Origin of the sequence: Kitasatospora sp. NPDC057223 (genome assembly GCF_042669755.1) — a bacterium.
Taxonomy (GTDB): Bacteria; Actinomycetota; Actinomycetes; order Streptomycetales; family Streptomycetaceae; genus Kitasatospora.
In genome coordinates, this window is sequence record NZ_JBHUWW010000129.1 from 1 (window position 1) to 26,478 (window position 26,478).

A 26,478-nucleotide genomic window follows, 5' to 3' on the forward strand; every position below is an offset into this window, starting at 1 on the left:
GCCGCCGCCACTCACCCGGGTGGCGGCGGCCGGTCGGTGGGAAGATGGCATGGCGGGCATTCGACCTCCGGGCGGTTTCCTGGCCATGCACACGGACGAGCACGCGGATCACTCCGCGGACGCAGAGCAGCGGCACGACCGAGCGCGGGTGCAGGACCCCGGGCCGGGTGCCGCCGGGGATGCCCTGCGGGCCGGGCCGGGCGGCCGCTCCGACCAGGGCGGCCTGCTGTCGGTGCCCATCGCGACCGCGCTGATCGCGGCCGACGGCCGGATCCTGCACTGGAGCGCCGACGCCGAGGCACTGCTCGGCTTCTCCGCCGCAGAGGCCGTCGGCACACCGGCCGCCAACATCCTGGTGACCGAGGAACAGCGGCCGGGTGTGCTGACGCTGTTCGACGGCATCCTGAGCGGGCGCGGCTGGTCGGGTGTCTTCCCGGTGCGCCACCGCGACGGTCACCACGTGAACCTGGAGTTCCGCACCCATCCGATCATGGGCCCCGACGGCCACCCGCTGGTCCTCGCGGTGGCCTCGGACGTCACGGCGCTGCGCCGGGTGGAGGCCGACCTCGCCGTGCTCGACGGGTTCTTCACCCAGTCGCCGGTGGGGATGGCGGTGTACGACCCCGATCTGCGCTTCGTCCGGCTGAACCAGGCCCTGGCGGCGGCCAACGGGCTCGCCGTGCCGGACCACCTGGGCCGCCGGGTGACGGAGGTGCTGCCGGGGATCAACGCGGCGGAGATCGAGGCGGTGATGCGCGGGGTGCTGGAGACCGGCCGGCCGGTGATCGACGCCCGGTCGCACGGCCGCACGGCGGGTGACCCGGGACAGGAGCACGCGTGGTCCGCCTCGTACTTCCGGCTGGAGGAGCCCGGCGGCAAGGTGCTCGGGGTGAGTTCCACCATCGTCGACGTCACCGAGCACTTCCGGGCCGAGGCGCTGGCCGTCTCGGCGCAGGAACGGCTGACCCTGCTGGTGGACGCGGCGGCCTCCATCGGCACCACCCTGGACCTGCGGCAGACCGCCCGTGAGCTGGCGCAGGTGCTCGTCCCCCGGGTCGCGGACACCTGCGGGGTGTTCGCGCTGGAGGAGCAGGTGGCCCAGGTCGGGTCGGCCGGGTTCGCCGCGCCGGGCGGGGACCGGCCGGTGCAGGTGCGCCGGCTCGCGACCGCCGCCTCCGAGGCGGACTACCCGCTGGAGGACCTGCCGACCGACGCCGTGCTCACCATCCCGCCGGACTCCGCCTACGCCCTGGCCCTCTCGACCGGCCGGCCCGTCGTGGCGCCGTCCTGGGAGCTGCCGCTGCTGGCGCCGGGTATGACGCCCGAGCGGCTGAAGACCTATCGCGGCCTGCGCCCCCGCGAGACCCGGATCGCGCCGCTGGTCGCGCGCGGGACGGTGCTCGGCATGGTGGTGTACTCGCGGCGCGGGCAGCGGGAGTCCTTCGCGGCGGCTGACTTCACCCTCGGCGACGAACTGGCCGGGCGGGCGGCGGTCGCCATCGACAACGCGCTGCTGTACACCCGGCGCGAGCAGGTGCTCAAGGCGCGCGCACAGGCGCTGCGGGACGCGAAGGCGGCGCAGGAGCGGCTGGCGGTGGTCAACTCGGCGTCCACCCGGATCGGCACCACGCTCGACCCCGGGCAGACCGCCCGGGAGCTGGCGGAGGTCGCGACGCCCCGGCTGGCCGACGCGGTCGTGGTGGAGGTGCTGGACTCGCTGCTGCGCGGGGAGCGCCAGGTGTTCAGCCCGGCGGACCGTTCGGCATCGCTGCGCCGGATGGCCTTCCACGCCGTGGAGGGCTCGGGCATGGCACCGATCGCACCGCTCGGGAACGTCCAGCGCTTCCACCCGAGCACGCCCCGGTCGTGGAGCCTGACCCACCGCCGGGCCGTGCTGGTCCCCCGGCTGGACGAGGAGGGGCTGGCCTGGCTGGCCGAGGACCCGGTGCGCGCCGAGGCCGCGCAGGCCCAGGGGGTGCACACCTTCATGGTGGTGCCGCTGATCGCGCGCGGCTCCGCGGTCGGCATCGCGGCGTTCTACCGGACGATCACCGCCCGCGCGTACGACGAGGAGGATCTCGCCCTGGCGCGCGAGCTGGCCGCCCGGGCGGCGGTGTCGATCGACAACGCCCTGCTCTACACCCGGGAGCGGGACGCGGCGCGCGAGACCCGGCGGGCACTGGACGAGGTCGAGGCGGGCCGGCAGAAGCTGGCGCTGCTGAACGAGGCGAGCACCCGGATCGGCACCACGCTGGACGTCCAGCGCACGGCGCAGGAGCTGGTCGAGGTGGTGATCCCCCGGTTCGCCGACTTCGTGACCGTCGACCTGCTGGACTCCGTGCTCGACGGGGACGATCTGACCCCGCCGCTGTCGCACAGCGGGGCGATGCTCCTGCGCGCGGTCGCCGTGGGCGAGGTGGGCTCCACCGGGGTGATGGCCCGGGCGGCCGATTCGGTGGGTCAGTCCTCGCAGTCCGCCCAGGTGTACGCGCAGAGCCTGCGGTCCGGACGCTCGGTGCTGGTCCCCGAGGTGGACGAGGCCGCGCTGCGCCGGATCGTCGCGTCCCCCGACCGGGTGGCGCCGAGCCTGGCGGCCGGCGTCCACTCGTACCTGATGGTGCCGCTACTGGCCCGCGGGGTGGTGCTGGGCGGCGCCGAGTTCATCCGGACGGACACTCCCGAGCCGTTCACCCCGGCGGACGTGGCGCTGGCCGAGGAGCTGGTCGCGCGGGCCGCCGTCTGCATCGACAACGCCCGGCTGTACCGGCGCGAGCGGGACACCGCGCTGACCCTCCAGCGCAGCCTGCTGCCGCAGGAGGTGCACCACACGGTGGGGCTGGAGATCGCCTACCGCTACCTGCCGAGCAGTGTCAGCAGCGAGGTCGGCGGGGACTGGTTCGACGTGGTGCCGCTGTCCTGCGGGCGGGTCGCGCTGGTGGTCGGCGACGTGATGGGGCACGGCATCCGGGCCGCCGCCACGATGGGGCAGCTCCGGACGGTGGCGAGAACGCTGATCACGCTGGACATCGACCCGGCCCGGGTGATGCGCCGGCTCGACGATGCGACGGCCGCGATCGGCGCGGGGCAGTTCGCGACCGGGGTGTGCGTGATCTACGACCCGGTGGAGCACAGCTGCACGGCCGCCAGCGCCGGCCACCTGCCGCCCGTGATCGCCACGCCGGACGGCCGGGCGCGGCTGGTCAGCCTGCCGCCCGGCGCGCCGCTCGGGGTCGGCGGGGTGCCGTTCGAGAGCGTCCGTTTCACGCTGCCGGAGGACGGCACCCTGGTGCTGTACACCGACGGGCTGGTGGAGCGCCGGGGGCGCGACATCGACGAGGGCCTGGAGCTGCTGCGGCACACGATGGCCGGGCGCGCCTTCTCGCTGGAGCGGACCTGCGACGCGGTGCTCACCGCGCTGGACGCACCGGCCAGCGAGGACGACATCGCCGTCATCATGGCGCGCTCCCGCGCGGTCGGCCCGGACCGGATCGCCACCCTGTCGCTGACCGGCGACCACGCGCTGGTCCGGCACGCCCGCCGTTTCACCCGCCAGACCCTCGCCGGCTGGGGCCTGGGCCAACTCGGCGACCTGATCGAGCTGCTGACCAGCGAACTCATCACCAACGCCCTGCTGCACGCGGGCGCGCCGACCCAGCTGAGGATCTCCCGCAACCGCTGCCTGACCGTGGAGGTCGCCGACCCGGACAGCCGGGCTCCGCACCCGCGCCGGGCGCTGGAGGGCGACGAGGGCGGCCGGGGCATGCACCTGGTGGACGAGCTGGCCCACCGCTGGGGCAGCCGCAGCACGCAGACCGGCAAGGTGGTCTGGTTCGAGGTCGACCTGCCCGGTACCGGCGACGAGTCCTGAGCAGCCCTGAGCAGCCCGGGGCGGGCCCGTCCGGTCGCCCGCACGCCCCGCCACGGGCTCCTTTCGGGTACGAACCCGCGCCGGCAGGGGTCGTTCCGCGGCTCTCCCGGGTAGCGATCAAGCACCCCGGGTCGGCCGCCCGACCGGCCGCCCCGGGTCTCGGTGAGCCGCTTCAGAAATGGTGATCGCGCTGTTCATCTCCCGCACCTGCCTCGCCGCCGTCCTCGCCGTCACCGTGGTCCACGGCTCCGGCGCGGCCCCGGCGCAGCCCGCGGCGCCGGTGGGGGCGCCCGGCGCCTTCTTCGGCCGTCCGGCGCCGCCGCACGGCGATCCGGTCTTCCCCGGCCTGGGCAACACCGGCTACGACGCACTGGGGTACGACCTGGCCTTCGACTACCTGGCCGACAGCCGGACGGTGAACGCCGTCGCGGGTATCACCGCCCGCGCCCTGGAGGCGCTCCCCCGGTTCGAGCTGGACGCGCTCGGCCTGGCCGTGCACGGCGTCCGGGTCGACGGCAGGCCGGCCGGGTTCGCGCTGCACGACGAGAAGCTGACCGTCACCCCGGAGCGGGAGGTCCGCCGCGGGGCCACCATGACGGTCACGGTCGAGTACTCCGCCGATCCCCGGGCCCGGCTGCCCCACACCGCCTGGATCCCGACCGCCGACGGCTTCGCGATCGCGGGCCAGCCGAAGAGCGCGCACACCGTCTTCCCGTGCAACGACCACCCCGCTGACAAGGCCGCCGTCACCGTCCGGATCACCGCGCCGAGCCGCACCCTCGGCGTCGCCGGCGGCACGCTGACGGAGACCGCCGAGCGGGACGGGCGCACGACCCGGACGTACGTCTCGCGCGATCCGATGGCCACCGAGCTGGTCCAGGTCTCGGTCGGCGACTACGTGGTGCGGGAGCATCCGGGGCCCGGCGGCCTGCCCCTGCGCGACGTCGTCCCGGTGGCACGCGCGAGTGCCGTGCAGCCCGCCCTGGACCTGACCTCCGCGCAGCTCGGCTGGATCGAGCAGCGCCTCGGCGCCTTCCCGTTCGAGGCGTACGGGCTGATGCCCGCCGACACCGACGACGGCCGGGCCTTCGACTTCACCGGCCTGGAGACGCAGTCCCTGACGCTCTACAAGCCCGGGTTCCTGGCGCAGCCGGAGCCGCAGATCGCCCCGCACATGATGCACGAACTGGTGCACGCCTGGTTCGGCGACAGCGTGTCGCCCCGGACCTGGGCGGACCTCTGGCTCAACGAGGGGCACGCCGACTACTACGGCCTGCTGTACCGGTACGAGCGGGGCTGGCCGGACGGGCTCGGGCTCACCTCGCTGGAGGCGAACATGCGGGACACCTACGCCCGCGGCGACCAGTGGCGGCTGGACTCCGGCCCGGTGGCGGCGCCGACGGCCGCAAACCTGTTCGACAGCCAGCGCTACGCCGGGGGCGTGCTCGTACTGTTCGCGCTCCGGGAGAAGGTCGGCGCCGCGGCGTTCGAGCGCATCGAGCGCGCCTTCCTGGAGCGCTACCGGTACGGCAGCGCGAGCACCCGGGATTTCATCGCGACCGCGAGCGAGGTCTCCGGCCAGGACCTCGACGCGTTCCTGAACGACTGGCTCTACGGCACCCGCACTCCACCGATGCCCGGCCATCCCGACTGGACCCCCGCGCCCGCCGTGCCCCGGGATTCCGGCCTCGCGGGCGCCCGGCAGGGGACGGCCACGCTCTGACGGCGACGCCCGCCACGGGCGGCGGCCCGGCGGCTCTGCGCCTGTCATGCACCCGGCCCATGCTGCGGAACGCCGCCCGCGCGCCGGTACCGGAGGCCGGGCGGATCACGCATCGTGGTCGCTGCGGCCCGCCCGCCGACCGGCTCGGTTCCGGACGGCGCGCGGGGCGACCAACCACGCTCCCCGGTCGGACCGCGCGCTACGGCCGCCGGCCGGCCCGCAGGGCCCAGAGCACCAGCGGGACCTGCAGCGGCACCCGGGCCCAGGCGGCCGCCTTGTACGGCGTCGGGTGACTGCGCCAGTCCACGGCCATCTTGACGTTGGCGGGCAGCACCGCGACGAAGAACCCGGCGGTGGCGAGCGCGCCGACCCGGCGGGTGCGCGGCGCCGCTACCGCCGCCCCGAGGGCGAGTTCGGCGACGCCGCTGGCGTACGTCCAGGCGCGCGGGGTGCCCGGCAGGGAGCGGGGCACGATGGCGTCGAAGGTCCTGGGCCGGGCGAAGTGCGCGACCCCGGCCGCCAGCAGCAGCACCGCCAGGGGGCGCGCCGCCCTGCGGGCCGACGGCGTGGAGCGCTCGGACGATGACATGGGGACCTCCGGAAGGGGCGGCGGTGCACAGGGCGCCCCAGGTTACCGGAGAGTAGTAACCCGCGTCCCGGGATCCGTCCGCACTCCTTCACGGCCACCGCCTCCTGGTCGCCACCCGGCAACAGCCGCCCTCCCGCTCCGGCCGACCGGCCGCCGGCCCGCCGGAGCGGAACGGCGGCCCGGGCCCGGCATCCCGTCCGGACGGTGTGTCAGTAGCGCAGGACGGCCGCGATGCGGTCGTAGTCCGCCAGCTCGTCGGTCGGCACGAACTGCACCTGCGCGCCGGTGTCCAGCGCCCGCTCGACGATCTCGTCGACCATGTCCTCGCGGACCTCGGGCGTCTCGGCGCGGGCCGGCACCAGGTGGTTGTCGGTGACCAGCACCGGCTCCCAGTAGTGCTCCTCCAGCACCACGAGCGCGACCCGGCCCTCGGACACGTTGCGCCACACCTCGTCGATCCCGGCCGCCAGCGACCGCGTCCCCTTCGCCTGGCTCAGCCGCTCCTTCGCCTGCCCGACCGCGCGCACCGCCTGCTCCCCCAGCGCGCCCGTCACCGCCTCCCGGACGGCCGCGGCCGCGGCGTGCGCCAGCCCGCCCCGGACCACGTGCGCCACCGCGGTCTTCGCCGCCGTCCCGACCTCGCCGAGGACCGCCAGCGCGGGTGCGTCGCCCACCACGAACACCGGCCGGGGATCGGTCTCCAGGACCGCGCCCAGCGCGGAGTCCGCCTCCCGGATGAAGTGCCGGGTCTGCTCGTCGCGGAAGGTGCTCGGCACGTCGCCGATCCGCTCCTTGCGCTCGACGTCCGGCTGGTCGGGCTCCTGCTCGCGCGGGAATCCCTGCCGGGTGTGCTCGGTCAGCCCCTTGCCGGAGCCGCCGAACAGCGCGGACCGCTCGGCCGAGATGGTCAGCACCCAGTACGGCGCGGCGGCGACCTGCGTGGCCACCAGGTTGCGGGTCAGGAAGGTCTCGGCGAACACGATCCGCGTCGGCACCGTCCGCGGGATGGACCAGACCTGATGCTCGCCCGGGGCGACCAGGATCACCAGGCCGTCCTCCGCGTGCACCAGGTCGACGTCGGCGACGGCCCGGTCGAGCTGGTCGAGCACGTCCAGGCGGTCCGCCCGCGAGACGCTCTCGTCGGCGTGCAGCCGGGCCTTGGCGTCGGCGACGAGGTTGCGCAGCCGGACGGCGTCCTGGGCGTTCTCGGGCTCACTGCGGTGCGTGGGCATCACCAGGGACACGGCCGGATAGCGCCGCGGCCGCCGCAGCTCGGCGAGAACGGACGGCGTGAGCTCTGCAGAGTGCATGGAGGCGCCCTTCTTGTCAGGGGTTGTCCTGTCCACTCCTCCCCCGAACGGGCTGTCAGTATTCGGGCAAAACCGGAAAACATGGTAGATATTTCGCGAGATCCCGATACCACTCGATTGGCGGACCCGCCCGCGCAGACCCCCGGCGTTCGGTTGCAGCCTTGGACTGCGGGGGGCGATCAGGCCACCCGGCACGCGACTTCAGGAGCGACCTCGTGACGAACACCGGCGGCCGCAGGACCGTACGAAACCACCGGCTCCACCCGCTGCGGATCGGCGCGGTCGCCGCGCTGCTGGCCGTCACCGCCACCACCGTGGCCGCCTGCGGCAGCAGCTCCGACACCGGCTCCGGCAGCTCGCCCTCGCGCCCCACCGTGCAGGGCACCCCGCCGTCCTCGCTGCTGCCCTCCGCCCTGCTCTCCTCGGCTTCCGCACTCGCCTCGGGCGCCTCCGTCGCCGCGTCGTCCTTCGAGGCCTCGGTTTCCGCCGAGGTCAGCGCGGCGAACGCGTCCGCGTCGGCCGCGCTGGCCGGCGTCACGGGCACCGGCAACGCACTCTCCGACGTCACCCTGACCGGCGTGCCGACCGCCAACTCCGGGGGCCGCCGCGCGGCCGTCGTGACGATCACCAACAGCACCGGCTCCGCCGCGTCGTACGCCGTCCGGGTCGAGTTCGTCGACTCCGCGGGCACCGTCGTGGACACCACCGTGGTCGGCGCCACGAACCTCCAGCCCGGCGCGAAGGCCTCGCCGGTCGCCTTCGGCGGACGCGACGAGGGCCTCGCCGCCACACCCCGGGTCGCCGTGGCGCAGCGCTACTGAGGCCGGGCCGGCGGCCCGTGCCTACCGGGCGGCCGGCACCTCGTCGGACCGCGGCGCCGCCCGCACCGCCCGGGGCCGGGCGGCGTGCCGGGCACGACCGTGCCTGGCGGGCGGCCGGACCTCGCGGCGGGCGCCGGCCAGAAGTGCCGCGAGCAGGAGCGGAGTGGTCAGCAGAAGCATGGTCAGCGTCATACCGGTGCACCTTTCCAGTCGGGTCGTGTGCAACCTGTCCGCCCCGGCGGGCCCGAAAACCCCGCTCGCGGCCGTTCGGCCGACCCCGTCACCCCCACGGGTGGGGTGATCGTCCGGCAGGCGGGTGAATCCGCCCCGGCTCCCGGCCGGGGCCCGCCGTGACCTCGCGGGGCGCCGCTCGTTGGGCACGGCATGAAGAAGCGCAGCATGCTCGCCGTCGCATCCCTGGCCGCCGGCGTCGTCGCCTCCCTCGTCGCCCCGAGCGCGCACGCGGGCCCGGTGCGGGACGGCCTGAGCGGCACCGGCCTGCAGAACACCACCAGCGCCCCGGACGCCGTCCTCGACGGCGCCGACACCGTGGCCGGTCAGACCGTCACCGAACCGGGCGGGCCGCTGTCCTGACACTCCCGGCCCTGGGCCGGCGGGCGGGGCGAAGCCCGCCGGCCCAGGGCGGACCGGCCCGGTCCGGTACCGAATCGGCCATTCTCGTGCCCTTCGGCGTCACATCTTCGTGTGCGACACAGTGAGGGCTAGGTTGGAGTCACGGCACGGGCGAGCGGCCCGGAACGGTCCGCCGCCGTACCACGGAGGTGTCCGACATGCAGGTGACCATCGATCAGGACCGCTGCTGCAGCGCGGGGCAGTGCGTGCTGGCGGCGCCCGAGGTGTTCGACCAGAGTGACGACGACGGCCTGGTACGGCTGCGCCGGCCGAGCCCCGAACCGGGCCTGCACGCCGACGTCCGGCTGGCCGCCGCGCTCTGCCCGAGTGGCGCCATCACCGTCACCGAAGCCCCTGACGCACCGTGAAGACCTGGACAGCACGCGCACTGTGAACCCCCTGAGGCACCGCTACGCGCCCGCCCGCGTACCCGGAATCCGTAAGGAGACGTCCTCGTGACGAGCACACCGACCGCGCCCTCCCTCACCCTCCCCGCCGCCCACGGAAGCTGCCCCTTCGACCCGCCGCCCGCGTACGGGCTCGCCGGCCGGGAGGGGCCCGTCACCGCGGCCAGGCTGCCGGACGGCAGCTTCTGCTGGCTGGTCACCGGCTACAGCGAAGTCCGCGCCGTGCTGTCCGACCAGCGCTTCAGCGCCGACGCCCGCCACCCGGGCTTCCCCTTCCCCTCCCCGGCCCGCCGCGCCATCGCGACCAACAACCCCAGCTTCGTCCGGATCGACGACCCGGAGCACGCCCGGCTCCGCCGGATGGTCACCAAGGACTTCCTGGTCAAGCGGGTCGAGGCGATGCGCCCCGAGATCCAGCGGATCGTCGACGACACCATCGACCGGATGACCGCCCGCGGCTCCGCCGCGGACCTGGTCGCCGACTTCGCCCTGCCGGTCCCCTCGCTCGTGATCTGCCTGCTGCTCGGCGTGCCGTACGAGGACCACGAGCTCTTCCAGACCCTGAGCCGGACCTTGCTCGACAACACCACCCCGCTGGAGGAGGCCCGGACCGCGCAGCGCGAGCTGCACGACTACCTCACCGGGCTGGCCGCCGCGAAGGCCCGACAGCCGGGCGACGACGTACTGAGCCGGCTGGCCGTCCGCGAGGACCTGGAGCCGGCCGAGATCGCCGCGACCGGGCTGCTGCTGCTGGTCGCCGGCCACGAGACCACCGCCAACATGACCGCGCTCGCCACGCTCGCGCTGCTGCGCAGGCCGGAGCAGGCGGCGCTGCTGCGGTCGGACCCCGGGCTCGTCCGGGGGGCGGTCGAGGAACTGCTGCGCTACCTCACCATCATCCAGTCCGGGCTGCCGCGGGTGGCCACCGAGGACATCGAACTCGGCGGCACGCTCGTGCGGGCCGGGCAGGCCGTGATGTGCATGCTCTCCACCGCCAACCGGGACGGGGAGCTGTTCGGGGCGGACCCGGACGAGCTGGACGTGGAGCGCGACGCGCGACGCCACCTGGCGTTCGGCTTCGGCGTCCACCAGTGCCTCGGGCAGCCGCTGGCCCGGGTCGAACTCCAGATCGCGCTGGAGACGCTGCTGCGTCGGCTGCCCGCGCTGCGCGTCACGGCGGCGGAGGACGAACTCGCCTACCGCACCGAGACCGTCGTCTACGGGCTGGTGTCGCTGCCGGTCGCCTGGTGAGTCCCGGGCCCGGTCCGGTTGACCCGGTTGACCCGGTTGGCCCTATCGGCGGGCCGGAGGCACGCTGGAGGGAGGCAGAGACCCGGCCGGGCGACCGCCCGTGGCTGCGGCCGTCCCCCGGCCGGCCGAGGAGACGGAGTCGCTATGTCGGACATGAGCGCACGGTCCCAGGTGAGCAGCGACCAGGACGAGGACGTCCGCGCGGCGGACCCGGAGGAGGGCATCACCTCGATGCAGAACGCCCACGCGCAGGACACCTCGCAGGCCGAGGGCGACTCCTACGAGGATTCGGAGGGGCTGTCCTGAGCGCCGTGACGGGGGCGCCGGCCCCGGCCCGCGCCACCCCGCCGACGGGGCAGCACCGCGACGCCCGGGGCGGTGAGGCCTCGTGAACACCTGGGCGACCTGGACGACCCAGAGCATCATCAGCGGCCCCGGCGGCGTGGAGACCGTCGAGGTCGGCCCCATCACCGGAGACCTCACCGTGCACACCACGTGGGTGGACGGCGAGGCCCGGCTGACCGTGCAGTACAGCGGTGCACTCGACTGGTACACGGTGGTGGGGAGCCCGGTGCCCGCCGCGGACGAGACCACCGCGCGGGCCGTGCACCAGGCCATGGTGCTCGCGGCCAAGGCGGGCAGGGGGGCGCACGCACCGCTGTGACGAGCCGTGCCCGCACCCGCGGGCGCCGGTTCAGCGCTTGGCACGTCCCCCGGTTCCGCCCGTGGCGGGGCCGGGGGCCGCTGCCGTCCAGTAGGCGGGATCGGTCGGCGGGCTGGACCGCAGGTCCGCGCGGACTTCGCCGGCCAGCTTGCGGGTGTCCCGGCGGTTGATGTTCGCGCCGATGCCCGCTCCGATCAGCAGCGGAGTCAGCGACGGCAGCCGGCGCAGGGAGCTGCGGGTCAGCCGCTTGCCGAGCCGCTTGCGGACATCGCTGCCGACGGCGACCGCCACCAGTCCGGCGGGCTTGAGCAGGGCCGCCCGGTCGATGCCCCGCCGGTTCGCCCAGGCGGTGACGTACGCGGCGCCGCGCTGGGCGGTGTTGCCGGCCGCGGGCCGGCCGTAGACCTCGTGCAGCTCGGCGATCAGTTTGATCTCGACGGCCGCCACGGCCAGGGTCTCGGCGGCGATCTCCACCGCCATCGCGGGCGGGACCGGCAGCATGGCGGCCGCACCGACCCCGGCACCGAGGGCGGCGGAGGCCCGACTGGCACCGGTGACCAGCAGATCGGCCATCAGCTCGCGGTCGGCTATGTCGGGGTACTGGGCGCGCAGGGTGGCCAGGTTTCGCACCGGGATGCGCGGGGCGGCCACCAGCAGCCGGTCGGCGAGGGCCCGGCCGCCGTACCCGGCGCCCTTGGCGGCCGCCCGGCCGCCGCGGCCGAGCAGCCCCGTCAGCGATCTGACGAGCCGGGTCGCGCGCTGCCGGCCGCCCTGCCGGTGCAGGACGACCTCGGCGGGGCGGGCCGGGCCGGTGAGGGCCGGGCCGCGCTCCATGCCTTCGACGAGTTCCGCGAGCTCCTCGGCCAGCTCACCCGGTGCGGGCCCGCCCGCTCCGGCCGGGTGGCCGTCCGCTGGGTCATCCGGCCGGGACTTCCTGAAGAGTGCCATGCCCTGCGCCTACCCGAACTGGTGCTCGGGCACGCCTGCCGTTCCGGCCGGGCGGCCGGAACCACCCGCCCGGCGGCGGCGGGGCTACCGGGGTGCGGTCTCAGTCGCTGATCTCGACGCCGCGCCAGAACGCCACCCGGTCGCGCACGTGGGCGGCCTGCGGCTTCGGATCGGCGTAGAACCAGACGGCGTCGGCGTTGGTCTGCCCGTCCACGTGCAGCGAGTAGTAGCCCGCCGTGCCCTTCCACGGGCAGAGCGTGGTGGTGTCGGACGGAAGCAGGTGCTCCGTCCGCACCGACGACAACGGGAAGTAGTGGTTGCCCTCGACGATGGTGGTCTCGTCGCTCTCGGCGATGATCGTGCCCTGCCAGCGTGCTGTGGTCATGCACCGATTCTGCCCGACGGCGGACCGCCACGAGGGCGAACGCGCGGACGAACGCGCGGACGAACGCAGGCCCCGGCCCCGGCCCCGGCCGCTCAGGCCAGCGGCTCGGCGTGCACCGGCAGGTGCGGGGACTGGTGGCCGCCGCTGGCGAGCATCCGGACCTCCCCGGCCTCGCTGATCTCGGCCCGGACGATGCCGGAGGCGTCCTCGTACACCGGGTGCCCGCCCGGCCCGGTCGCGCTCGTCCAGGACACCACGACCACGTCCTGAGGAGCCTGGGTGCCGGGCGTGCCCGGGAATGTCAGCGCGTACCGCTTCTCGTCGCTCATGTACAAGCCTCCTCCTGCGTCCCGACGTCGTCCGACTACGCTGCGCGACCACTCTGGCCGCGCACCTCCAGTTCTCCGAGCAGCTGCGCGGTGGCCTGCGCCACCGCCTCCACCGCCCGGTCGAACGCCTCGCGGTTGTGCGCGGCGGGCGCCCTGAAGCCCGATACCTTGCGGACGTACTGCAGGGCCGCCGCCCGGATGTCCTCCTCGTGGACCTCGGGTGTGACGGGTGGCCTCAACGTCTTGATACTGCGGCACATGCCCCCAGTCTCCCGCGACCGCGGCGCGACGGCGAGCAGCCTCGCCGGGACGCCCGGGGGAACCGGACGCCCCACGGCCCGGACGAGGACGCAACGGTTCGCGTGCGCAGGGATCCCGCGCGCCGGGCCCGTCCTGCGCCGTATTAGGATCTCGAACGAACAAAGCCGCGAGCCCGATCGGGACGGCCCACCCGCCCCCGCCGCCACCCGCGTACTGCGCCCGCTCCCCTTCCGTCGCCGTCGCCGGGAGTCGCCTCCGCCCGTCGCCGGGCGTCACCCCGGAGTCCTTCCCCATGCCACTGGCGCTCGTCGCACTGGCCGTCACCGCCTTTGCCATCGGCACCACCGAGTTCGCCGCCATGGGGCTGCTCCCCCAGGTCGCGGACGACCTCCACGTCTCCATCCCGCAGGCGGGCTGGCTGATCTCCGCGTACGCGATCGGTGTGGTCATCGGCGCGCCGCTGCTCACCGCCGCGGCCGCCCGGATCCCGCGCAAGACCGTGCTGATCGGCCTCGCCGGCCTCTTCACGGTCGGCAACCTGCTCTGCGCCGTCGCCCCGAACTTCTGGCTGCTGGCCGTGGCCCGGCTGATCACCGGCCTGCCGCACGGCGCCTTCTTCGGCGCCGGGGCGGTGGCCGCCGCCGAACTCGCCGCACCCCATCTGCGGGCCCGGGCGGTGTCCGTGATGTTCTCCGGCCTCACCATCGCCAACGTGGTCGGCGTACCCGCCGCCACCCTGCTCGGCCAGCACCTCGGGTGGCGGGCCACCATGCTCGTCGTCGTCGCCATCGGGGCGGCCGGCACGCTGGCCATCGCCCGCCTCGTCCCCCACCTGCCCGCACCCGAGAAGGCCGGACTGCGCCACGAGCTCAGCGTCTTCCGCAGCGGCCAGCTCTGGCTGGCGCTCGCGACCGTGGTCTTCGGCTGCGGCGGCTTCTTCGCCTGCTACAGCTACATCACACCGCTGCTCACCGACGTCGCGGGTTTCGCCACCGGCTCGGTCACCCTGATGCTGGCGCTGTTCGGCGTCGGCATGACCATCGGCAACGTGATCGGCGGGTACGCGGCGGACCGCGCGCTGCGCCCGAGCGTCTGCGCGTTCTTCGTGCTGCTGGCGCTGACCCTGGCCGCCTTCTCGGTGACGGCGCACCACAAGTGGTCGGCGGCCGTCACCGTGCTGCTGATCGGCCTGTTCGGCTTCGCCATCGTGCCGGCCGTGCAGACCCTGGTGATGCAGAAGGCCCGGAACGCGCCGACCCTCGCCTCGGCGACCGTCCAGGGTGCCTTCAACCTGGCCAACGCCCAGGGTGCGTTCTTCGGCGGTCTGGCGGTCGACGCCGGACTGGGGTGGACGGCGCCGCCCGTGGTCGGCGGCGTCCTCGCCGCCATCGGCGCGCTGATCGCCGTCCTGGCGTGGGCGGCGGACCGGCGCCGGACCGCCGCCGACGGCTCCGGGCCGGCCCATGACGGCATCCCGGCCCAGGCCCCGTCACAGTCCCAATCCCAGGCCCAGGCCCAGGACGGGTCCGGGACGCCGGCGGCAGAGCTTCACGGCTGAGGCCCCGGCCGACGGCCCGTCGGCGGCCGGCTACCCGAGCGGCTCGATGCCGCGGTGCGCCTCGGCGAGCAGCTGGTAGCCGGCGCCGTTGGCCTTGATGCCGGCCACCTCGTCCTCCGTCAGCTCGCGCCGGACCTTGGCGGGGACGCCCGCGACCAGCGAGCGGGGCGGGACCACCATCCCCTGCGGGACGACGGCTCCCGCCGCGACCAGTGAGCCCGCCCCGACGAGCGCACCGTTCAGCACGGTGGCGCCCATCCCCACCAGGACGTCGTCCTCCACGGTGCAGCCGTGCAGGACGGCGTTGTGGCCCACCGAGATCCGCTCGCCCAGCACCAGCGCGAAACCGGGATCGGCGTGCAGGGTGCAGTTGTCCTGGATATTGGTGCCGGCGCCGACCGTGATCGGTCCCGAGTCACCGCGCAGCACCGCGCCGTACCAGATGCTCACTCCCCCGGCGACGGTCACCGCGCCGACCACCACCGCGTTGGGCGCGACGAACGCGGACGGGTCGACCTCGGGCGCCAGTCCTGCGACTGCGGCGATCAGCGGCTCTGCCATGTCTCGTCCTCCCGACTCGGCCGGCCTGCTCGGGCCGGCCCGGTCATGATCGCACCGGCCGGCGCGGAGCCCGGCCTACGGGTCGGCCGGCCGGCCGAGGAGACGGCCCGGGATCCAGCCGGGGGTTCAGCCCGGGATTCAGCCGATGGTGAGGACGGCCTTGCCCTTGATCCGGCGTTCCAGCAGGGCGACGGCCGCCTCGCCGGCCTTCTCCCAGTCGCTCTGCCAGTCCACCCCCGCGTCCAGCCGGCCGGTCGCCAGCAGGCGCAGGAGGTGGCCGAGATCGGCGGTGGACCGCCCGCCGCGCTGGAAGCCGACCAGGGTGATCTGGCCGGCGATCAGCTGGTAGGGCGCCAGCGTCGTCGGCTGCCCCGAGGCGGTGCCGATGGACAGGACGACGCCGCCGGGCGCCAGATGCCCGAGGACGTCCCCGAGCAGGTCGCCGCCGACGTTGTCGAGGACGAGGTCGAGCGGCTCGTCGATCTCCTCGGCGCTGGTGAGCACGTGGTCCGCGCCGAGCTCCGCCAGGCCCTCGCCCCGGGCAGCGCCGCCCACCAGCGCGTACACCTCGGCTCCCCCCTGGGCGGCCAGCTGGACGGCGAACCGGCCGACCCCGCCCGAGGCACCGGTGATCGCCACCCGGTGACCGGGCCGGACCTCGCCCTGGCGCAGCGCGCGCAGGGCGGTGACGGCGGCGACGGGCAGCGTGGCGGCCTCGGCGAAGCCCACCTCGTCGGGGAGCACGGCGAGTTCGTCGACGTCCACCGCGCGCAGCTCGGCCCAGCCCGCGTCGGCGCCGAAGGTGACCACCCGCTCACCGGCCTTCGGCCCGCGGCCGGAGGCGGCGGCGCGCTCGACCACCCCGGCGGCGTCCCATCCGGGTATCACGCCGGCGGGCGCGTCGTCGGCCTTGGGCAGCTCGCCGTAGTTCAGGGAGATCGCGGAGATCCGTACCAGCACCTCGTCGGGCCCGGGGACGGGATCGGGCACGGTGGCCAGGGCCAGTCGGCCGGGGACGGAATGGTCCACCACAAGAGCGCGCATCACGGACAACCCTTCGTCAGCAGGTACTGTGCCGTGTGCAAACCCTTCGTCGAGCGGGCTTCATTCCCTCCTCCGAGAAGCGCGATCGACTGTTCATGAGTTTGCAACGAGAGCCACGGGAACACCTCCGGGCCCGGACCGAATTCGGTCCGGGCCCGGCAGGAGTGGGCGAGGGGGCTCAGGCCACCGGGGCCTTCACCCGCAGGATCTCGATGAACGCCCGGACCCAGCCCGGGTGGTCCGGCCAGGCGCGGGCCGAGACGACCACGCCGTCCACCACGGCCTCGCCGTCCACGTACTCGGCACCGGCCGCGGCGACGTCGGGCTCCAGCGCCGGGTAGGCGGCGATGCGGCGGCCCTTGAGGACGCCCGCGGCAGCCGTGATCTGCGGGCCGTGGCAGATCTGCGCGACCGGCTTCTCGGCCTCGAAGAAGTGCTTCACGATCCGCTGGAGCTCCGCGTTGTTGCGCAGGTACTCGGGGGCGCGGCCGCCCGGGATGACCAGGGCGACGTAGTCGGCCGGGTCCACCTCGTCGAAGGCGAGGTCGGCGGGCCAGGTGTAGCCGGGCTTCTCGGTGTAGGTGTCGAAACCGTCCACGAAGTCGTGCACGACGAACTGCAGGCGCTTGCGGGCGGGCGCCGCGATGTCGACCTGGTAGCCCTCCTCCAGCAGCCGCTGGTAGGGGTAGAACACCTCCAGGGACTCCGCCGCGTCACCGGTGACAAGCAGGATCTTCGATGCCATCGCCGAGCATCCCTCCATGATTGGTCGTCAAACATGCTCATGTACACGCCCGGTGATGATCTCCGGGCCGTGACGGACATCAACTTCCCGCACCCTGGCCCCGCGCGCAACAGGGCGCACCGAATCACGCGCCGCGCCCCCGCCTGCCCCGCACGCCGGGCGGGCGCCCCGTGCGCCCCGTTAGACTCCCGCGACAGACGCCCACCACCCACCGCCCACCGCCAGGAGTGACCACCCCAGATGGCCCAGCAGCCCGCCTACCTCGTCCTGCCCGGCTACCAGAACTCCGACCACGACCACTGGCAGAGCTTCTGGGAGCGCGCCGACCCGGCCTTCCGCCGGCTGGAGCAGGAGGACTGGGACCACCCCGACCCGGAGGCCTGGACGGACGCCCTGCACCGCGCGGTGACCGGGCACGACGGCCCGCTCGTCCTGGTGGCGCACAGCCTCGGCTGCACCACGGTGGCCCGCTGGGCGGCCCGGACGCCGGTCGCCCTCACGGCGCCGGTGGTGGGCGCGCTCCTGGTGGCACCGCCGGACATCGACTGGGCCGAGGTGCCGCAGCTGGAGGGATTCCGGCCGGTGCCCCTGCAACCGCTGCCGTTCCCGAGCATCGTGGTGGCCGGCAGCGACGACCCGTGGGCCACCCCGGAGCGCTCGCGGCTGTTCGCGCGGAGCTGGGGCGCGCGGTACGTCGACATCGGGCCGTACGGCCACATCAACGCGCAGTCCGGCCTCGGCGGATGGCCCGACGGCCTCGCGCTGCTGGCCGAGCTGACGGACGGGCAGGCAGGCTGACGGAACGCCGGGCCGACGGGCCGACGTGACGGGGCCGGGCAGCCGGCCCGCGCAGCGTTCTCCCGCCGTTCGTCGGGCGGCCACCCGGGGAGCCCTCCGCTCCTCCTAGTCTGCGGGCGTCACCGACAACAGCGCGGACAGGGAGCACCCATGACGCACCGCCCGATCAGCAACGGCAGCCCGGCGCGGACCGCGGCCGCCGCAGCGGCCACCGACGTCCCGGCCGGGGCCTCGCGCCGCGGCTTCCTGCGGGCCGCCGGCGCCGTCGGCCTCGGCACCGTCGCGGTGGGCGCGGCCGGCGCGGGCGAGGCGGCGGCCGCACCGGCCGACACCGAGCGCGGCTCCGGCGGCGAGAGCCGCGGCACCGGCACCACACCCGCCGTCCGCACCGGCACCGGCCTCGACCGGCTGCCGCACCCGCTCGTCATCGGCCACCGCGGCGCCAGCGGCTACCGCCCCGAGCACACCCTCGGCTCCTACGAACTCGCCCTGGAGCTGGGCGCGGACGTGATCGAGCAGGACCTCGTGCCGACCAAGGACGGCCAGCTCGTCGTCCGGCACGAGAACAACATCGCGGAGACCACCGACGTCGCCGACCACCCCGAGTTCGCCGCCCTGCGCACCACGAAGACCATCGACGGCCAGAGCCTGACCGGCTGGTTCACCGAGGACTTCACGCTCGCCGAGCTGCGCACCCTGCGTGCCAAGGAGCGCCTGCCCGCGCAGCGCCAGCGCAACACCCTCTACGACGGCCGGTGGGCCGTCCCGACCTTCCGCGAGGTCGTCGAGTACGCCGCGAAGCGCTCGCGCTCCCTCGGCCGCGACGTCTGGCTGTACGTCGAGACGAAGCACCCCAGCTACTTCCGCTCCATCGGCCTCCCGCTGGAGGAGCGCCTCGCCGCCGAGCTGCGCCGCGGCGGGCTGGCCGGCAAGCGCGGCAAGGCCATCCTGCAGTCCTTCGAGCCGAGCAGCCTCCAGCGGCTGTCCCGGCTGGTGGAGAACCCGGCCGTGCAGCTGCTGAGCGACGCCGCAACCCGGCCGTACGACTTCGTCCTGGCCGGCGACACCCGCACGGTCGCCGACCTGGTCACGCCCGCCGGGCTCCGGTGGATCGCGAACTACGCGCAGGGGATCGGCCCGACAACCCAGCTGATCGCACCGGTCGACAAGACCGGCAAGCTCCAGCCCCCGACCACGCTCGTCGCCGACGCGCACCGGGCCGGCCTGGTGCTGCACCCGTACACCGTGCGCAACGAGAACGGCTTCCTGCCGCTCGACTACCGGCGCGGCACGGACCCGACCGCCTACGGCGACGCGATCGGCTGGTCGCGCTACCTGTACGAGCAGGGCGTGGACGGCTTCTTCACCGACCAGAGCGACACCGCCGTGCTCACCCGCGCGGACTTCTGGGCCTCACGCGGCGTGAGCTGACAGCGCCCGGCGGGGGCCGGCGCAGAGCGGGGAACGAAGGCGGTACCACCGATCCGTACGGTGGTACCGCCTTTCCGTTCGTCCCGGCAGCTGCGCGGGACAAGGGAATCCAGCTCGCCGGCCGGTGCGGGAGCAGGCCACCGTGCGGGGTCGTGGTCAGGCGGGCGGAGCCGGCCGGCCCGAGCCGACCGCGGCCTCGATCTGGGCGAGCTGGGCGGCGAGGATCTCCTCGAACGCGGCGCGGCGGTCGGCCCCGAGGGGACGGACGTCGCGGGCGAAGTGGGCCAGGGCCGGGAACTGCGCGGGATCGGCTCCGAGCACCGCGACGCGGAACAGCTCCATGCCCTGTTCGTACTCCTCGGGGGTGACGGTGCTGACCCCGGCCTCGGAGGCGATCAACGCGGCGATGAGGACCGCGATCCGGTGGTAGCGCGCCGGGATCTCCTCGTCGGGCAGTCCCGACGCGCGCAGGGCCTGCAGCAGCTCCTCCATGACCAGCCGGGACCCGGTGCCGCCCGACGCGTAGCGTCCCCAGACCGCGGCGAGCTGGGGCTGCCGGCCGAAGGCCTCTCGCACGCGCAGGGCCAGGACCGTGATGTGCTGCTTCCAGTCGCCCTCGGGGCGGGGGCCGTCCATGGCCGCGAGAAGGACCCGGTCGGCGACCGCGCGCAGCAGTTCGGTCTTGCTGCGGAAATGCCGGTAGAGGCTGGAGGAGTCCGTCCCGAGGGCTGCGGCCAGCTTGCGGACGCTGAATGAATCCGCGTCGCCCGTGCGCAGCAGCTCCGCCGCCGTGTCCAGGATCTCTTCGGTCGACCAGCGCCTTCGGCCTGCCATCTTTCCCCTCTCGCCGGATCCCAGTCTAGCTTATGCACTTGGTGTTGCACGCACCGCGTGCATAATGAGGACATGGGCGTGCCGGACGGCCCGGCAGCGTCGGCCCGGCATGCCGCACATGCCCTGCTGCCCGGGTCCGGCGACCGATGCGGAGCCCGCCCCGGGGAATACGAAAGGACGCATGACGTGACGAACCAACTGGATTCGGCGGCACTGGACTCGGCGGCACTGGACGCAGCCGTCGAGAACGTCCACCGCGCCGGGATGCCGGGCCTGTTCGCCGAGGTGCGTGACGGCGGCCAGGTCTGGCGCGGTGCCGCCGGGGTCGCCGATCTCGCCACCGGCCGCCCCGTCACCGCCGGCCTGCGGCACCGGGTCGGCAGCATCACCAAGACCTTCACGGCCGCCGCCGTCCTGCAGCAGGTCGAGAGTGGTCGGATCGGTCTCGACACACCGATCGGCCAGTACCTTCCGGAGCTGGTTCCGGGAGAGCGCGGTGGCGCGATCACCGTCCGGATGCTGATCAACCACACCAGTGGCCTCGCCGAGTACCTCCCGTACGCCTACCCCTCCCTCAAGGCGTTCCCCGCCCTCGCGGACACCGGCCCGCAGAGCCTGGACGACCACCGGCTCACCCGGTTCCACCGCACCGAACTGATCGGGATGGGCGTCGGTGCCCCTGCTGTCGGCACCCCGGGCGGTACGCCGGGGGTGTACTCCAACACCAACTACCTGCTCCTCTGCGAACTCCTGGAGCAGGTGACCGGCACGACGGCCGAGCGGTGCATCACCCGGAACGTCATCGAGCGCGCCGGGCTCCGGGACACCGGCTTCCCCACCGGGCCGGACGTCGACGGGCCGCATTCGAGGCTCTACGAGGCGTGGTTCGGCATGATCGACCCGCCGCGCGACCACAGCGTCCACGACATGTCCTGGGTGGGACCGTCGGCCTCGCTGATATCGACCGTCGCGGACCTCAACCGCTTCTACGGCAAGCTGCTGGCCGGGGAGATCGTCAGCCCGTCGTCGCTGGCACAGATGCAGCGCACTGTCCCGGTCGTCTCCCAGGAGGGCCGGACGATCGACTACGGCCTCGGCCTGCACGCGATGGAGGGTGGTCCCGGCCAGGACGTCTTCTGGGGACACGGCGGCACGGTCTGGGGCGGCGGGGCGCTGGCCATGATCCGCGCCGACGGCCGGCGGCAGCTGGCGGTCGCGGTGAACCTGCAGAGGTGGAACAGGCTCGACTCCTCCGGCAGGCCGCAGCCCCATCCCATCGACGGCGCGCTTGCGGCCCTCTACCGCCTGGCGATGTTCGGCTGACCCGGGCCGGCGGGACTCGGCGTCGCCGGGCCCGCAGCTCCCCGGGCCGGCAGATCCGCTGCGGAGTACGGGCACCCCCGGCGGAGCGTCAGTCCGAAGCTCCGCCGCCGCGCTTCTTGCGCCAGCCGCCCGCCAGTGCCACCACCACGGCGACCACCACCAGGAGGGTGACGCCCCCGCCGGAGTCGGAGTCGGCGGGCTGCCCCGCCGGTGCGGCCGCCTGCGGCGATCCGTCGGCGCCGGCGGAGGCACCGGCAGGGGCCCCGGCGGAGGCCCCGGCCGACGGGGAGGATCCGGCCGCAGCCGACGGCCGGACGGTGTCGGGGAGTTGCTCGCCCTTGAGCGCCACCCGCCAGACCGGGCTGCTCCTGCCCTCACTGCCGAACAGCACCGACCGGCCGTCGGCGGCGAACGTCGCCGACTCGCCCTGGCGTTGGAACGGCAGCGAGACGTCGCCCAGCGCCTCGGGCGCGCCGGCACCCGGCCAGCGGTACATGGTCGCCCAGAAGTAGCCGCGCAGCAGCAGCCGGGTGCCGTCCGGCGAGAAGCCGCCGTCGGTCACCCAGGGCACCTCGCTCACCCTGCGGAAGGTGTTGACGGCCGTCGCCGAGAGGGTCTGCGGCCCCTCGTACAGGCCGGCGCCCTTCTCGCGCTTGCTGGCGATGTACACCCGGCCGGTGACCGGGTGCACCATCAGGGCTTCGGCGTTGCGCGGGCCGTCCTCGTAGCGCACCCGGTAGCGGACGACGTCGACGCTCTGGTCGCGGAGGTCGGCCGGCTCGGCGAAGCGGTAGATCCAGACCTCGGGCCAGGTGCCGTCCAGGTTGTCGCCGATGTCGGCGACGTACAGCTGTCCGTCCGGCCCGAGGGAGACCGCCTCGACGTCACGCGGCTTGATCCCGCGCATGGTCACCGTGGCGACGGTACGGCCCTGCCCGTCGACGGCGTAGACGTACGGGCCGTCGTCGCTGTCGTTGTGCGTCCAGTACACGCCCGGGTGCGCCGTGCTGGCCGCCAGGCCGCTGGACTCGGTGATCCGGGGGTCGGAGATGGTGAACTCCTGCACCGGCCCGTCGCCGGCCACCGCCGGGACGGCGGGCGCGACCACCGTGACGAGGGCTGCCGCGAGCAGCACGGCGCCCGCCCGCAGGGGTCGCCGCTGCCACGAATGTCCCGCCAGTGCACGTGCCACGGTGCGATCATCCCACGGCGACCTGGCGACGGGGGCCGCCACCGGGCGGTCAGCCGCCGGCGGCGAGGTGGCGCTCGACCGTCCGCACCTTGGCGGTCAGACCGTCGGTGACCCCGGCCCGGTCGTCGATCTTGATGACGGTACTGACCCGGCCGCTGTAGGCCTTCACCGCCTCGATCGCGTCCCGGATGACGGGCATCACCTCGTCCCACTCCCCCTCGATGCTGGTGAACATCGCGTCCGTCCGGTTGGGCAGGCCGCTCGCCCGCACGACCCGGACGGCGGCGGCCACGGCCTCCCCGACGTCCTCGCCGACGCCCAACGGGGTGACCGAGAATGCTGCGATCACGGTGGTCCTCCTTCGCTCCCGCCCCGCACCGGGGCAGCACGACGCTACCGGTCGGCGCGGCCTCGTTCCCGGACGCGGCCCGGGGCGGCCTCGCTCCCCTGCCGGCGGTCACCCGGCTCCGGTGGGATCCGCCCGGACGCTCCGGACGGTCGACGCGTCGAAGTGGCCCGTGCCCGAGGCCCCGGCGGGCGTCAGACGCCGGTCGGCAGCGGCGGCTCCACCGCCAGTGGCTCACTGCTGCGCGCCCGGTGCTGACCTGCCCAGGTCACCAGGGCCACCGCACAGGCGTGGTCGAGGTGGCGCAGACCGGACCAGTCGAGTTCGACCGGCCGGTCGGCGGGCAGCCGTTCCAGCGCGTCGAGCAGGCGCGGCAGACGCAGGAAGGTGGCGTTCCCGCTCAGCCGCACCCGTAGTGGGGCGCCCTCGGCATGCGTCGCGTCCTCCACCGCGATGTGCAGGTGGGAGGTCTGCCAGGCCGACTTGGCGACGGCCACGGCGATCCCGGCCAGCACCCCCTCGAACAGGTTGGTCGCGATGATCGCGGTCGCCGTCACCGCCAGCACCACCGCCTCGCCGCGATGCGCGCGCCAGAGAAGGGCGATCCGGCGGACCGGGACGAGCTTCGCGCCGGAGTACACCAGGACGGCGGCGAGCGCCGCGACCGGGATCAGGCCGAGGGCCGCCGGGAGCAGGGCGGCGAACAGCAGCAGCCACAGGCCGTGCAGGGTGCGGGAGGCCTTGGTGCGGGCCCCGGCCTGGACGTTGGCGGCGCTGCGGACGATCACCGCCGTCATCGGCAGGGCCCCGAGCGCTCCGCACGCCATGTTGCCGATGCCCTGCGCGGTCAGCTCGCGGTCGTAGTCGGTGCGCGGGCCGTCGTGCATCCGGTCGACGGCGGCGGCGCTGAACAGGGTCTCGGCGGAGGCGATCAGGGTGAACGCGAGGATCGTGCCGGCGCCGGAGGCACTCACCAGACCGGCGAAGGCCGCGAGGTCGGGCGGCTGGACGGCCGTCAGCAGGCCCTGGACCCGGACCCGGGCGACCGGGAGGTCCGCGACGGCGGTGACGGCGGCGGTCGCGGCGACGGCGGCGAGCGGTGCGGGCACCACGCGGGCCCGGGCGGGCAGGTACTTCCACAGCACCAGCACGGCGATTGCGGCGGCGCCGAGCGCGAGCGCGCAGGGGGCCGCCCGGCCGAGCACGGCGTCCGCCAGCAGGGCGGGCAGGCCGGTGATCTTGCCGAACCCGGTGGCCGGGGCCGAGCGGTCCGCCATCGTATACAACTGGCCGAGCACCAGCGTCAGGCCGATCCCGGCCAGCATCCCGTGCACCACCGAGGCCGACATCGCCCGGAACCAGCGACCCAGCCGCAGGACGCCCATCGCCAGCTGGAGCACGCCGGTGGCCAGTACCAGCGCGCCGAGCGCGCCCGCACCGTGCTCGCGGACGGCCTCCAGCACGAGCACCGTCAGCCCGGCGGCGGGGCCGCTGACCTGGAGACTGCTGCCCGGGAGCACGCCGACGAGCAGGCCGCCGACGATCCCGGTGATCAGGCCGAGCTCGGCGGGCACCCCGGACGCGATGGCGACGCCGACGCAGAGCGGGAGCGCGACCAGGAAGACGACCAGTGAGGCCGGCAGGTCCTGCCGCCAGTGGACGGCCCGGCCCCGGGCCCGCCTCACCTCGTCACCGCCCGGCGCGGCCGGTGGCCTTCGAAGGTTCCGGCTGTGTGGCCGGCGGCCGGGATAGGGAGCGGACGACGGCCGGACGGATGACGATCGGGCGGATGACGATCGGGCGGACGGGGGCAGGGCGGCGGGCTGCCGTCGGCACAGCGGTGCATGGCGTCTTCCTTCCGCGCGCCCGCTGGGCGGACGCGCTGCGGCAGGGGTGCGGCACTCGGGGACCGAACTCCGGGGCGAATGAACACCCGGAGTAGTCAGAACGCTACGCACCGCCGCAGGTTAGGCCAACCTCACTCACGATTCCTTCGCGTGATCTCCGTGCGCCCACCACAAGGACCTGCCGAAGCCGCGTCCTCTGGGGTGCATACATGCCAAACCCGCCCAGGAGTTCGACGAAGCACCGGGACGACCTCCCGGGAGCGCACAGCACACGCATCGGGAACGCACGGACACGACGGCCGGGCCGACTGCCTCAGGCGGACTGCCGGATGACCAGGGTCGGTTCGAATATCACCGAGGTGACGGCCCTCGACGGATCCTCGACCCGGCCCAGCAGCAGCCTGGTGAGCTCGGCGGCCATGTCCTCCACCGGCTGCCGCACGGTGGTGAGCTGGGGACGGCTGGCGAGCGCGGCGCTGCTGTCGTCGAAGCCGATCACCGCCGTGTCCTCGGGGATACGGCGGCCGTGCTCACGCAGGGTGAACATGGCGCCCTGCGCCATCAGGTCGTTGGCGGCGAAGACGCCGTCGAGGTCCGGGTGCTCGGCCAGCAGTCGCTCCATCGCGATCTCGCCACCGCGCTGGGTGAAGTTCCCCTCGACACAGGGGACGTACGGGAAGCCGTGGCGGGCCATCGCCTCGCGGAATCCGGTCAGCCGGTCCTCGGCGGCGGGCACCCCGGCGGGGCCGCCGATGACGACGACCGTCCGGCAGCCCCGGGCCGCGAGGTGGTCGGCGGCCAGCCTGGCGCCGTCGCGGTTGGCGAGGTCCACGTAGCTGATCGGGATCGGGCGGACCGGGCGGGCGAACAGCACTGCGGGCAGGCCGACTTCGACCAGCCGGGCGGGCAGCGGGTCGTCCGCGTCGGTGGAGACGAGGATGGCACCGTCGGCGCCGCCCTGCTTGAGGTGGCCGACCACCTGGTCCCTGGCCTGGGCGGTGTCGGCGACCATCAGCAGCGGGTGCAGCCCGAACGGGCGCAGGGCGCCGATCACTCCGCTGAGGGCCCGGCCGAAGAAGGGGTCGGTCAGCACGCGGTTCCTCGCGTGCTCCTCGTCCTCGACCTCGTCGGTCACCCCGGAGAGGATGAGCGCGATCGAGCCGGCCCGGCGGGTGACGAGCGAGCGGGCGGCGCTGTTCGGGACGTATCCGGTGGCGGCGATGGCCTGGCGGACGGTCTCCTGGATCTCGGTGTCGACGTTGCGGATCCCGTTGATCACCCGGGACACCGTCGAACGGGAGACTCCGGCGACCCGGGCCACGTCCTCGAGGGTCGCGGGCCGGGAGGCGGCCGTTCGCAGGGCATCACTCATAGCGGCTTTTATAGCACGCGAAGAGAACGCTCCCTGCTTTCCTTCGCAGGTGCGCCCGGTGGAGCGGACGGCCCGCCGGGGTCGGCGGGCCGTCCGTCGTGCGGTTCCTCCTCCTGTTACGGAGCGGTCGTCACGGGAGAGGCGGTGTTACGGGTAGGAGACGAGGTTGGAGGGGACGGTGCCGGTGCCGGAGGTGGGGGCGCCGGTGTTGTTGACGACGTGGTTGAACTGGCCGTTG

General features: G+C 74.3%; 27 protein-coding genes. 12 read left to right on the forward strand and 15 right to left on the reverse strand.

Annotation, left to right across the window (positions count from 1 at the left end):
• Positions 1-49 precede the first annotated feature (49 nt).
• Both ACFUK0_RS32275 and ACFUK0_RS32280 read left to right on the forward strand, forming a co-directional pair.
• Positions 50-3,868, forward strand: a complete 3,819-nt coding sequence (locus ACFUK0_RS32275) for a SpoIIE family protein phosphatase (protein WP_380256098.1) — start codon at positions 50-52, stop codon at positions 3,866-3,868.
• Positions 3,869-4,046: 178 nt separating this feature from the next.
• On the forward strand, positions 4,047-5,591 hold the full coding sequence (locus ACFUK0_RS32280; protein ID WP_380256100.1) for a M1 family metallopeptidase: 1,545 nt from the start codon (positions 4,047-4,049) through the stop codon (positions 5,589-5,591).
• Between the two features lie 199 nt (positions 5,592-5,790).
• Here the strand turns inward: ACFUK0_RS32280 and ACFUK0_RS32285 are convergent, their stop codons facing one another.
• Entirely contained in the window at positions 5,791-6,180 is a 390-nt protein-coding gene (locus ACFUK0_RS32285) for a hypothetical protein (RefSeq protein ID WP_380256102.1), read from the reverse strand.
• Between the two features lie 209 nt (positions 6,181-6,389).
• Positions 6,390-7,490, reverse strand: coding sequence for a chemotaxis protein (locus ACFUK0_RS32290; RefSeq protein WP_380256103.1), 1,101 nt, complete (start codon positions 7,488-7,490; stop codon positions 6,390-6,392).
• 215 nt (positions 7,491-7,705) lie between these two features.
• Here ACFUK0_RS32290 and ACFUK0_RS32295 point away from each other — a divergent pair, with 215 nt between their 5' ends.
• Positions 7,706-8,311 (forward strand): hypothetical protein, encoded by a 606-nt coding sequence (locus ACFUK0_RS32295; protein ID WP_380256105.1) that lies wholly within the window; start codon positions 7,706-7,708, stop codon positions 8,309-8,311.
• A gap of 21 nt (positions 8,312-8,332) precedes the next feature.
• Here ACFUK0_RS32295 and ACFUK0_RS32300 read toward each other — a convergent pair whose 3' ends face one another.
• Positions 8,333-8,503 (reverse strand): hypothetical protein, encoded by a 171-nt coding sequence (locus ACFUK0_RS32300; protein WP_380256107.1) that lies wholly within the window; start codon positions 8,501-8,503, stop codon positions 8,333-8,335.
• A gap of 207 nt (positions 8,504-8,710) precedes the next feature.
• On the opposite strand from ACFUK0_RS32300, the gene ACFUK0_RS32305 reads away from it, so the two are divergent.
• The 5 genes from ACFUK0_RS32305 (at position 8,711) to ACFUK0_RS32325 (ending at position 11,266) form a co-directional block, all read left to right on the forward strand.
• On the forward strand, positions 8,711-8,905 hold the full coding sequence (locus tag ACFUK0_RS32305; protein WP_380256109.1) for a hypothetical protein: 195 nt from the start codon (positions 8,711-8,713) through the stop codon (positions 8,903-8,905).
• A gap of 197 nt (positions 8,906-9,102) precedes the next feature.
• Positions 9,103-9,312 (forward strand): ferredoxin, encoded by a 210-nt coding sequence (locus ACFUK0_RS32310; RefSeq protein ID WP_380256111.1) that lies wholly within the window; start codon positions 9,103-9,105, stop codon positions 9,310-9,312.
• 87 nt (positions 9,313-9,399) lie between these two features.
• On the forward strand, positions 9,400-10,602 hold the full coding sequence (locus tag ACFUK0_RS32315) for a cytochrome P450 (protein ID WP_380256113.1): 1,203 nt from the start codon (positions 9,400-9,402) through the stop codon (positions 10,600-10,602).
• Between the two features lie 153 nt (positions 10,603-10,755).
• Positions 10,756-10,908, forward strand: a complete 153-nt coding sequence (locus ACFUK0_RS32320) for a hypothetical protein (protein WP_380256115.1) — start codon at positions 10,756-10,758, stop codon at positions 10,906-10,908.
• Between the two features lie 82 nt (positions 10,909-10,990).
• The gene (locus ACFUK0_RS32325; RefSeq protein WP_380256117.1) at positions 10,991-11,266 is read left to right on the forward strand and encodes a hypothetical protein; all 276 of its coding nucleotides are present in this window, start codon (positions 10,991-10,993) and stop codon (positions 11,264-11,266) included.
• A 30-nt stretch (positions 11,267-11,296) separates the two neighbouring features.
• On the opposite strand, the gene ACFUK0_RS32330 is transcribed toward ACFUK0_RS32325, so the two are convergent.
• From ACFUK0_RS32330 to ACFUK0_RS32345, 4 genes are all read right to left on the reverse strand, one after another.
• Positions 11,297-12,214 carry a hypothetical protein gene (locus ACFUK0_RS32330; RefSeq protein ID WP_380256119.1) on the reverse strand — a complete coding sequence of 306 codons (918 nt, stop codon included), beginning with the start codon at positions 12,212-12,214 and terminating at the stop codon, positions 11,297-11,299.
• A 100-nt stretch (positions 12,215-12,314) separates the two neighbouring features.
• Positions 12,315-12,599, reverse strand: coding sequence for a DUF427 domain-containing protein (locus ACFUK0_RS32335; protein WP_380256121.1), 285 nt, complete (start codon positions 12,597-12,599; stop codon positions 12,315-12,317).
• 92 nt (positions 12,600-12,691) lie between these two features.
• The gene (locus ACFUK0_RS32340; RefSeq protein ID WP_380256123.1) at positions 12,692-12,928 is read right to left on the reverse strand and encodes a DUF6296 family protein; all 237 of its coding nucleotides are present in this window, start codon (positions 12,926-12,928) and stop codon (positions 12,692-12,694) included.
• 35 nt (positions 12,929-12,963) lie between these two features.
• Positions 12,964-13,188 (reverse strand): DUF2277 domain-containing protein, encoded by a 225-nt coding sequence (locus ACFUK0_RS32345; protein ID WP_380256125.1) that lies wholly within the window; start codon positions 13,186-13,188, stop codon positions 12,964-12,966.
• A 293-nt stretch (positions 13,189-13,481) separates the two neighbouring features.
• Here ACFUK0_RS32345 and ACFUK0_RS32350 point away from each other — a divergent pair, with 293 nt between their 5' ends.
• Positions 13,482-14,747 carry an MFS transporter gene (locus ACFUK0_RS32350; protein WP_380256127.1) on the forward strand — a complete coding sequence of 422 codons (1,266 nt, stop codon included), beginning with the start codon at positions 13,482-13,484 and terminating at the stop codon, positions 14,745-14,747.
• 30 nt (positions 14,748-14,777) lie between these two features.
• Here the strand turns inward: ACFUK0_RS32350 and ACFUK0_RS32355 are convergent, their stop codons facing one another.
• The 3 genes from ACFUK0_RS32355 to ACFUK0_RS32365 form a co-directional block, all read right to left on the reverse strand.
• Complete coding sequence (locus ACFUK0_RS32355; protein WP_380256129.1) at positions 14,778-15,308, reverse strand: gamma carbonic anhydrase family protein; 531 nt, start codon at positions 15,306-15,308, stop codon at positions 14,778-14,780.
• 138 nt (positions 15,309-15,446) lie between these two features.
• A complete protein-coding gene (locus ACFUK0_RS32360; RefSeq protein ID WP_380256131.1) occupies positions 15,447-16,352 on the reverse strand; it encodes a zinc-binding dehydrogenase in 906 nt (301 codons plus the stop codon).
• Between the two features lie 178 nt (positions 16,353-16,530).
• The gene (locus ACFUK0_RS32365; RefSeq protein WP_380256133.1) at positions 16,531-17,097 is read right to left on the reverse strand and encodes a DJ-1/PfpI family protein; all 567 of its coding nucleotides are present in this window, start codon (positions 17,095-17,097) and stop codon (positions 16,531-16,533) included.
• Positions 17,098-17,337: 240 nt separating this feature from the next.
• On the opposite strand from ACFUK0_RS32365, the gene ACFUK0_RS32370 reads away from it, so the two are divergent.
• Complete coding sequence (locus tag ACFUK0_RS32370) at positions 17,338-17,895, forward strand: RBBP9/YdeN family alpha/beta hydrolase (protein WP_380256135.1); 558 nt, start codon at positions 17,338-17,340, stop codon at positions 17,893-17,895.
• A 150-nt stretch (positions 17,896-18,045) separates the two neighbouring features.
• Positions 18,046-19,326, forward strand: a complete 1,281-nt coding sequence (locus ACFUK0_RS32375; protein ID WP_380256138.1) for a glycerophosphodiester phosphodiesterase — start codon at positions 18,046-18,048, stop codon at positions 19,324-19,326.
• Positions 19,327-19,482: 156 nt separating this feature from the next.
• Here the strand turns inward: ACFUK0_RS32375 and ACFUK0_RS32380 are convergent, their stop codons facing one another.
• Positions 19,483-20,160 (reverse strand): TetR/AcrR family transcriptional regulator, encoded by a 678-nt coding sequence (locus ACFUK0_RS32380; RefSeq protein WP_380256140.1) that lies wholly within the window; start codon positions 20,158-20,160, stop codon positions 19,483-19,485.
• 264 nt (positions 20,161-20,424) lie between these two features.
• On the opposite strand from ACFUK0_RS32380, the gene ACFUK0_RS32385 reads away from it, so the two are divergent.
• Positions 20,425-21,483, forward strand: a complete 1,059-nt coding sequence (locus ACFUK0_RS32385; protein ID WP_380256150.1) for a serine hydrolase domain-containing protein — start codon at positions 20,425-20,427, stop codon at positions 21,481-21,483.
• An 88-nt stretch (positions 21,484-21,571) separates the two neighbouring features.
• Here the strand turns inward: ACFUK0_RS32385 and ACFUK0_RS32390 are convergent, their stop codons facing one another.
• From ACFUK0_RS32390 to ACFUK0_RS32405, 4 genes are all read right to left on the reverse strand, one after another.
• Complete coding sequence (locus ACFUK0_RS32390) at positions 21,572-22,675, reverse strand: WD40 repeat domain-containing protein (RefSeq protein WP_380256142.1); 1,104 nt, start codon at positions 22,673-22,675, stop codon at positions 21,572-21,574.
• Positions 22,676-22,724: 49 nt separating this feature from the next.
• Positions 22,725-23,024 carry an MTH1187 family thiamine-binding protein gene (locus ACFUK0_RS32395; RefSeq protein ID WP_380256144.1) on the reverse strand — a complete coding sequence of 100 codons (300 nt, stop codon included), beginning with the start codon at positions 23,022-23,024 and terminating at the stop codon, positions 22,725-22,727.
• Positions 23,025-23,215: 191 nt separating this feature from the next.
• Positions 23,216-24,706 carry a SulP family inorganic anion transporter gene (locus tag ACFUK0_RS32400; RefSeq protein ID WP_380256146.1) on the reverse strand — a complete coding sequence of 497 codons (1,491 nt, stop codon included), beginning with the start codon at positions 24,704-24,706 and terminating at the stop codon, positions 23,216-23,218.
• 475 nt (positions 24,707-25,181) lie between these two features.
• Positions 25,182-26,240: a LacI family DNA-binding transcriptional regulator gene (locus ACFUK0_RS32405; RefSeq protein WP_380256148.1), complete on the reverse strand. Its 1,059-nt coding sequence runs from the start codon at positions 26,238-26,240 to the stop codon at positions 25,182-25,184.
• Positions 26,241-26,478: the final 238 nt, after the last annotated feature.

Bases quoted from the DNA above. Each gene is read 5' to 3' on its own strand.
- ACFUK0_RS32340 (WP_380256123.1), bottom strand. From the start codon at position 12,928: ATGAGCGACGAGAAGCGGTACGCGCTGACATTCCCGGGCACGCCCGGC.
- ACFUK0_RS32370 (WP_380256135.1), top strand. From the start codon at position 17,338: ATGGCCCAGCAGCCCGCCTACCTCGTCCTGCCCGGCTACCAGAACTCC.
- ACFUK0_RS32335 (WP_380256121.1), bottom strand. From the start codon at position 12,599: ATGACCACAGCACGCTGGCAGGGCACGATCATCGCCGAGAGCGACGAG.
- ACFUK0_RS32310 (WP_380256111.1), top strand. From the start codon at position 9,103: ATGCAGGTGACCATCGATCAGGACCGCTGCTGCAGCGCGGGGCAGTGC.
- ACFUK0_RS32275 (WP_380256098.1), top strand. From the start codon at position 50: ATGGCGGGCATTCGACCTCCGGGCGGTTTCCTGGCCATGCACACGGAC.
- ACFUK0_RS32355 (WP_380256129.1), bottom strand. From the start codon at position 15,308: ATGGCAGAGCCGCTGATCGCCGCAGTCGCAGGACTGGCGCCCGAGGTC.
- ACFUK0_RS32300 (WP_380256107.1), bottom strand. From the start codon at position 8,503: ATGACGCTGACCATGCTTCTGCTGACCACTCCGCTCCTGCTCGCGGCA.
- ACFUK0_RS32320 (WP_380256115.1), top strand. From the start codon at position 10,756: ATGAGCGCACGGTCCCAGGTGAGCAGCGACCAGGACGAGGACGTCCGC.
- ACFUK0_RS32350 (WP_380256127.1), top strand. From the start codon at position 13,482: ATGCCACTGGCGCTCGTCGCACTGGCCGTCACCGCCTTTGCCATCGGC.
- ACFUK0_RS32360 (WP_380256131.1), bottom strand. From the start codon at position 16,352: ATGCGCGCTCTTGTGGTGGACCATTCCGTCCCCGGCCGACTGGCCCTG.
- ACFUK0_RS32290 (WP_380256103.1), bottom strand. From the start codon at position 7,490: ATGCACTCTGCAGAGCTCACGCCGTCCGTTCTCGCCGAGCTGCGGCGG.
- ACFUK0_RS32280 (WP_380256100.1), top strand. From the start codon at position 4,047: ATGGTGATCGCGCTGTTCATCTCCCGCACCTGCCTCGCCGCCGTCCTC.
- ACFUK0_RS32305 (WP_380256109.1), top strand. From the start codon at position 8,711: ATGCTCGCCGTCGCATCCCTGGCCGCCGGCGTCGTCGCCTCCCTCGTC.
- ACFUK0_RS32405 (WP_380256148.1), bottom strand. From the start codon at position 26,240: ATGAGTGATGCCCTGCGAACGGCCGCCTCCCGGCCCGCGACCCTCGAG.
- ACFUK0_RS32330 (WP_380256119.1), bottom strand. From the start codon at position 12,214: ATGGCACTCTTCAGGAAGTCCCGGCCGGATGACCCAGCGGACGGCCAC.
- ACFUK0_RS32380 (WP_380256140.1), bottom strand. From the start codon at position 20,160: ATGGCAGGCCGAAGGCGCTGGTCGACCGAAGAGATCCTGGACACGGCG.
- ACFUK0_RS32285 (WP_380256102.1), bottom strand. From the start codon at position 6,180: ATGTCATCGTCCGAGCGCTCCACGCCGTCGGCCCGCAGGGCGGCGCGC.
- ACFUK0_RS32365 (WP_380256133.1), bottom strand. From the start codon at position 17,097: ATGGCATCGAAGATCCTGCTTGTCACCGGTGACGCGGCGGAGTCCCTG.
- ACFUK0_RS32345 (WP_380256125.1), bottom strand. From the start codon at position 13,188: ATGTGCCGCAGTATCAAGACGTTGAGGCCACCCGTCACACCCGAGGTC.
- ACFUK0_RS32375 (WP_380256138.1), top strand. From the start codon at position 18,046: ATGACGCACCGCCCGATCAGCAACGGCAGCCCGGCGCGGACCGCGGCC.
- ACFUK0_RS32385 (WP_380256150.1), top strand. From the start codon at position 20,425: ATGCCGGGCCTGTTCGCCGAGGTGCGTGACGGCGGCCAGGTCTGGCGC.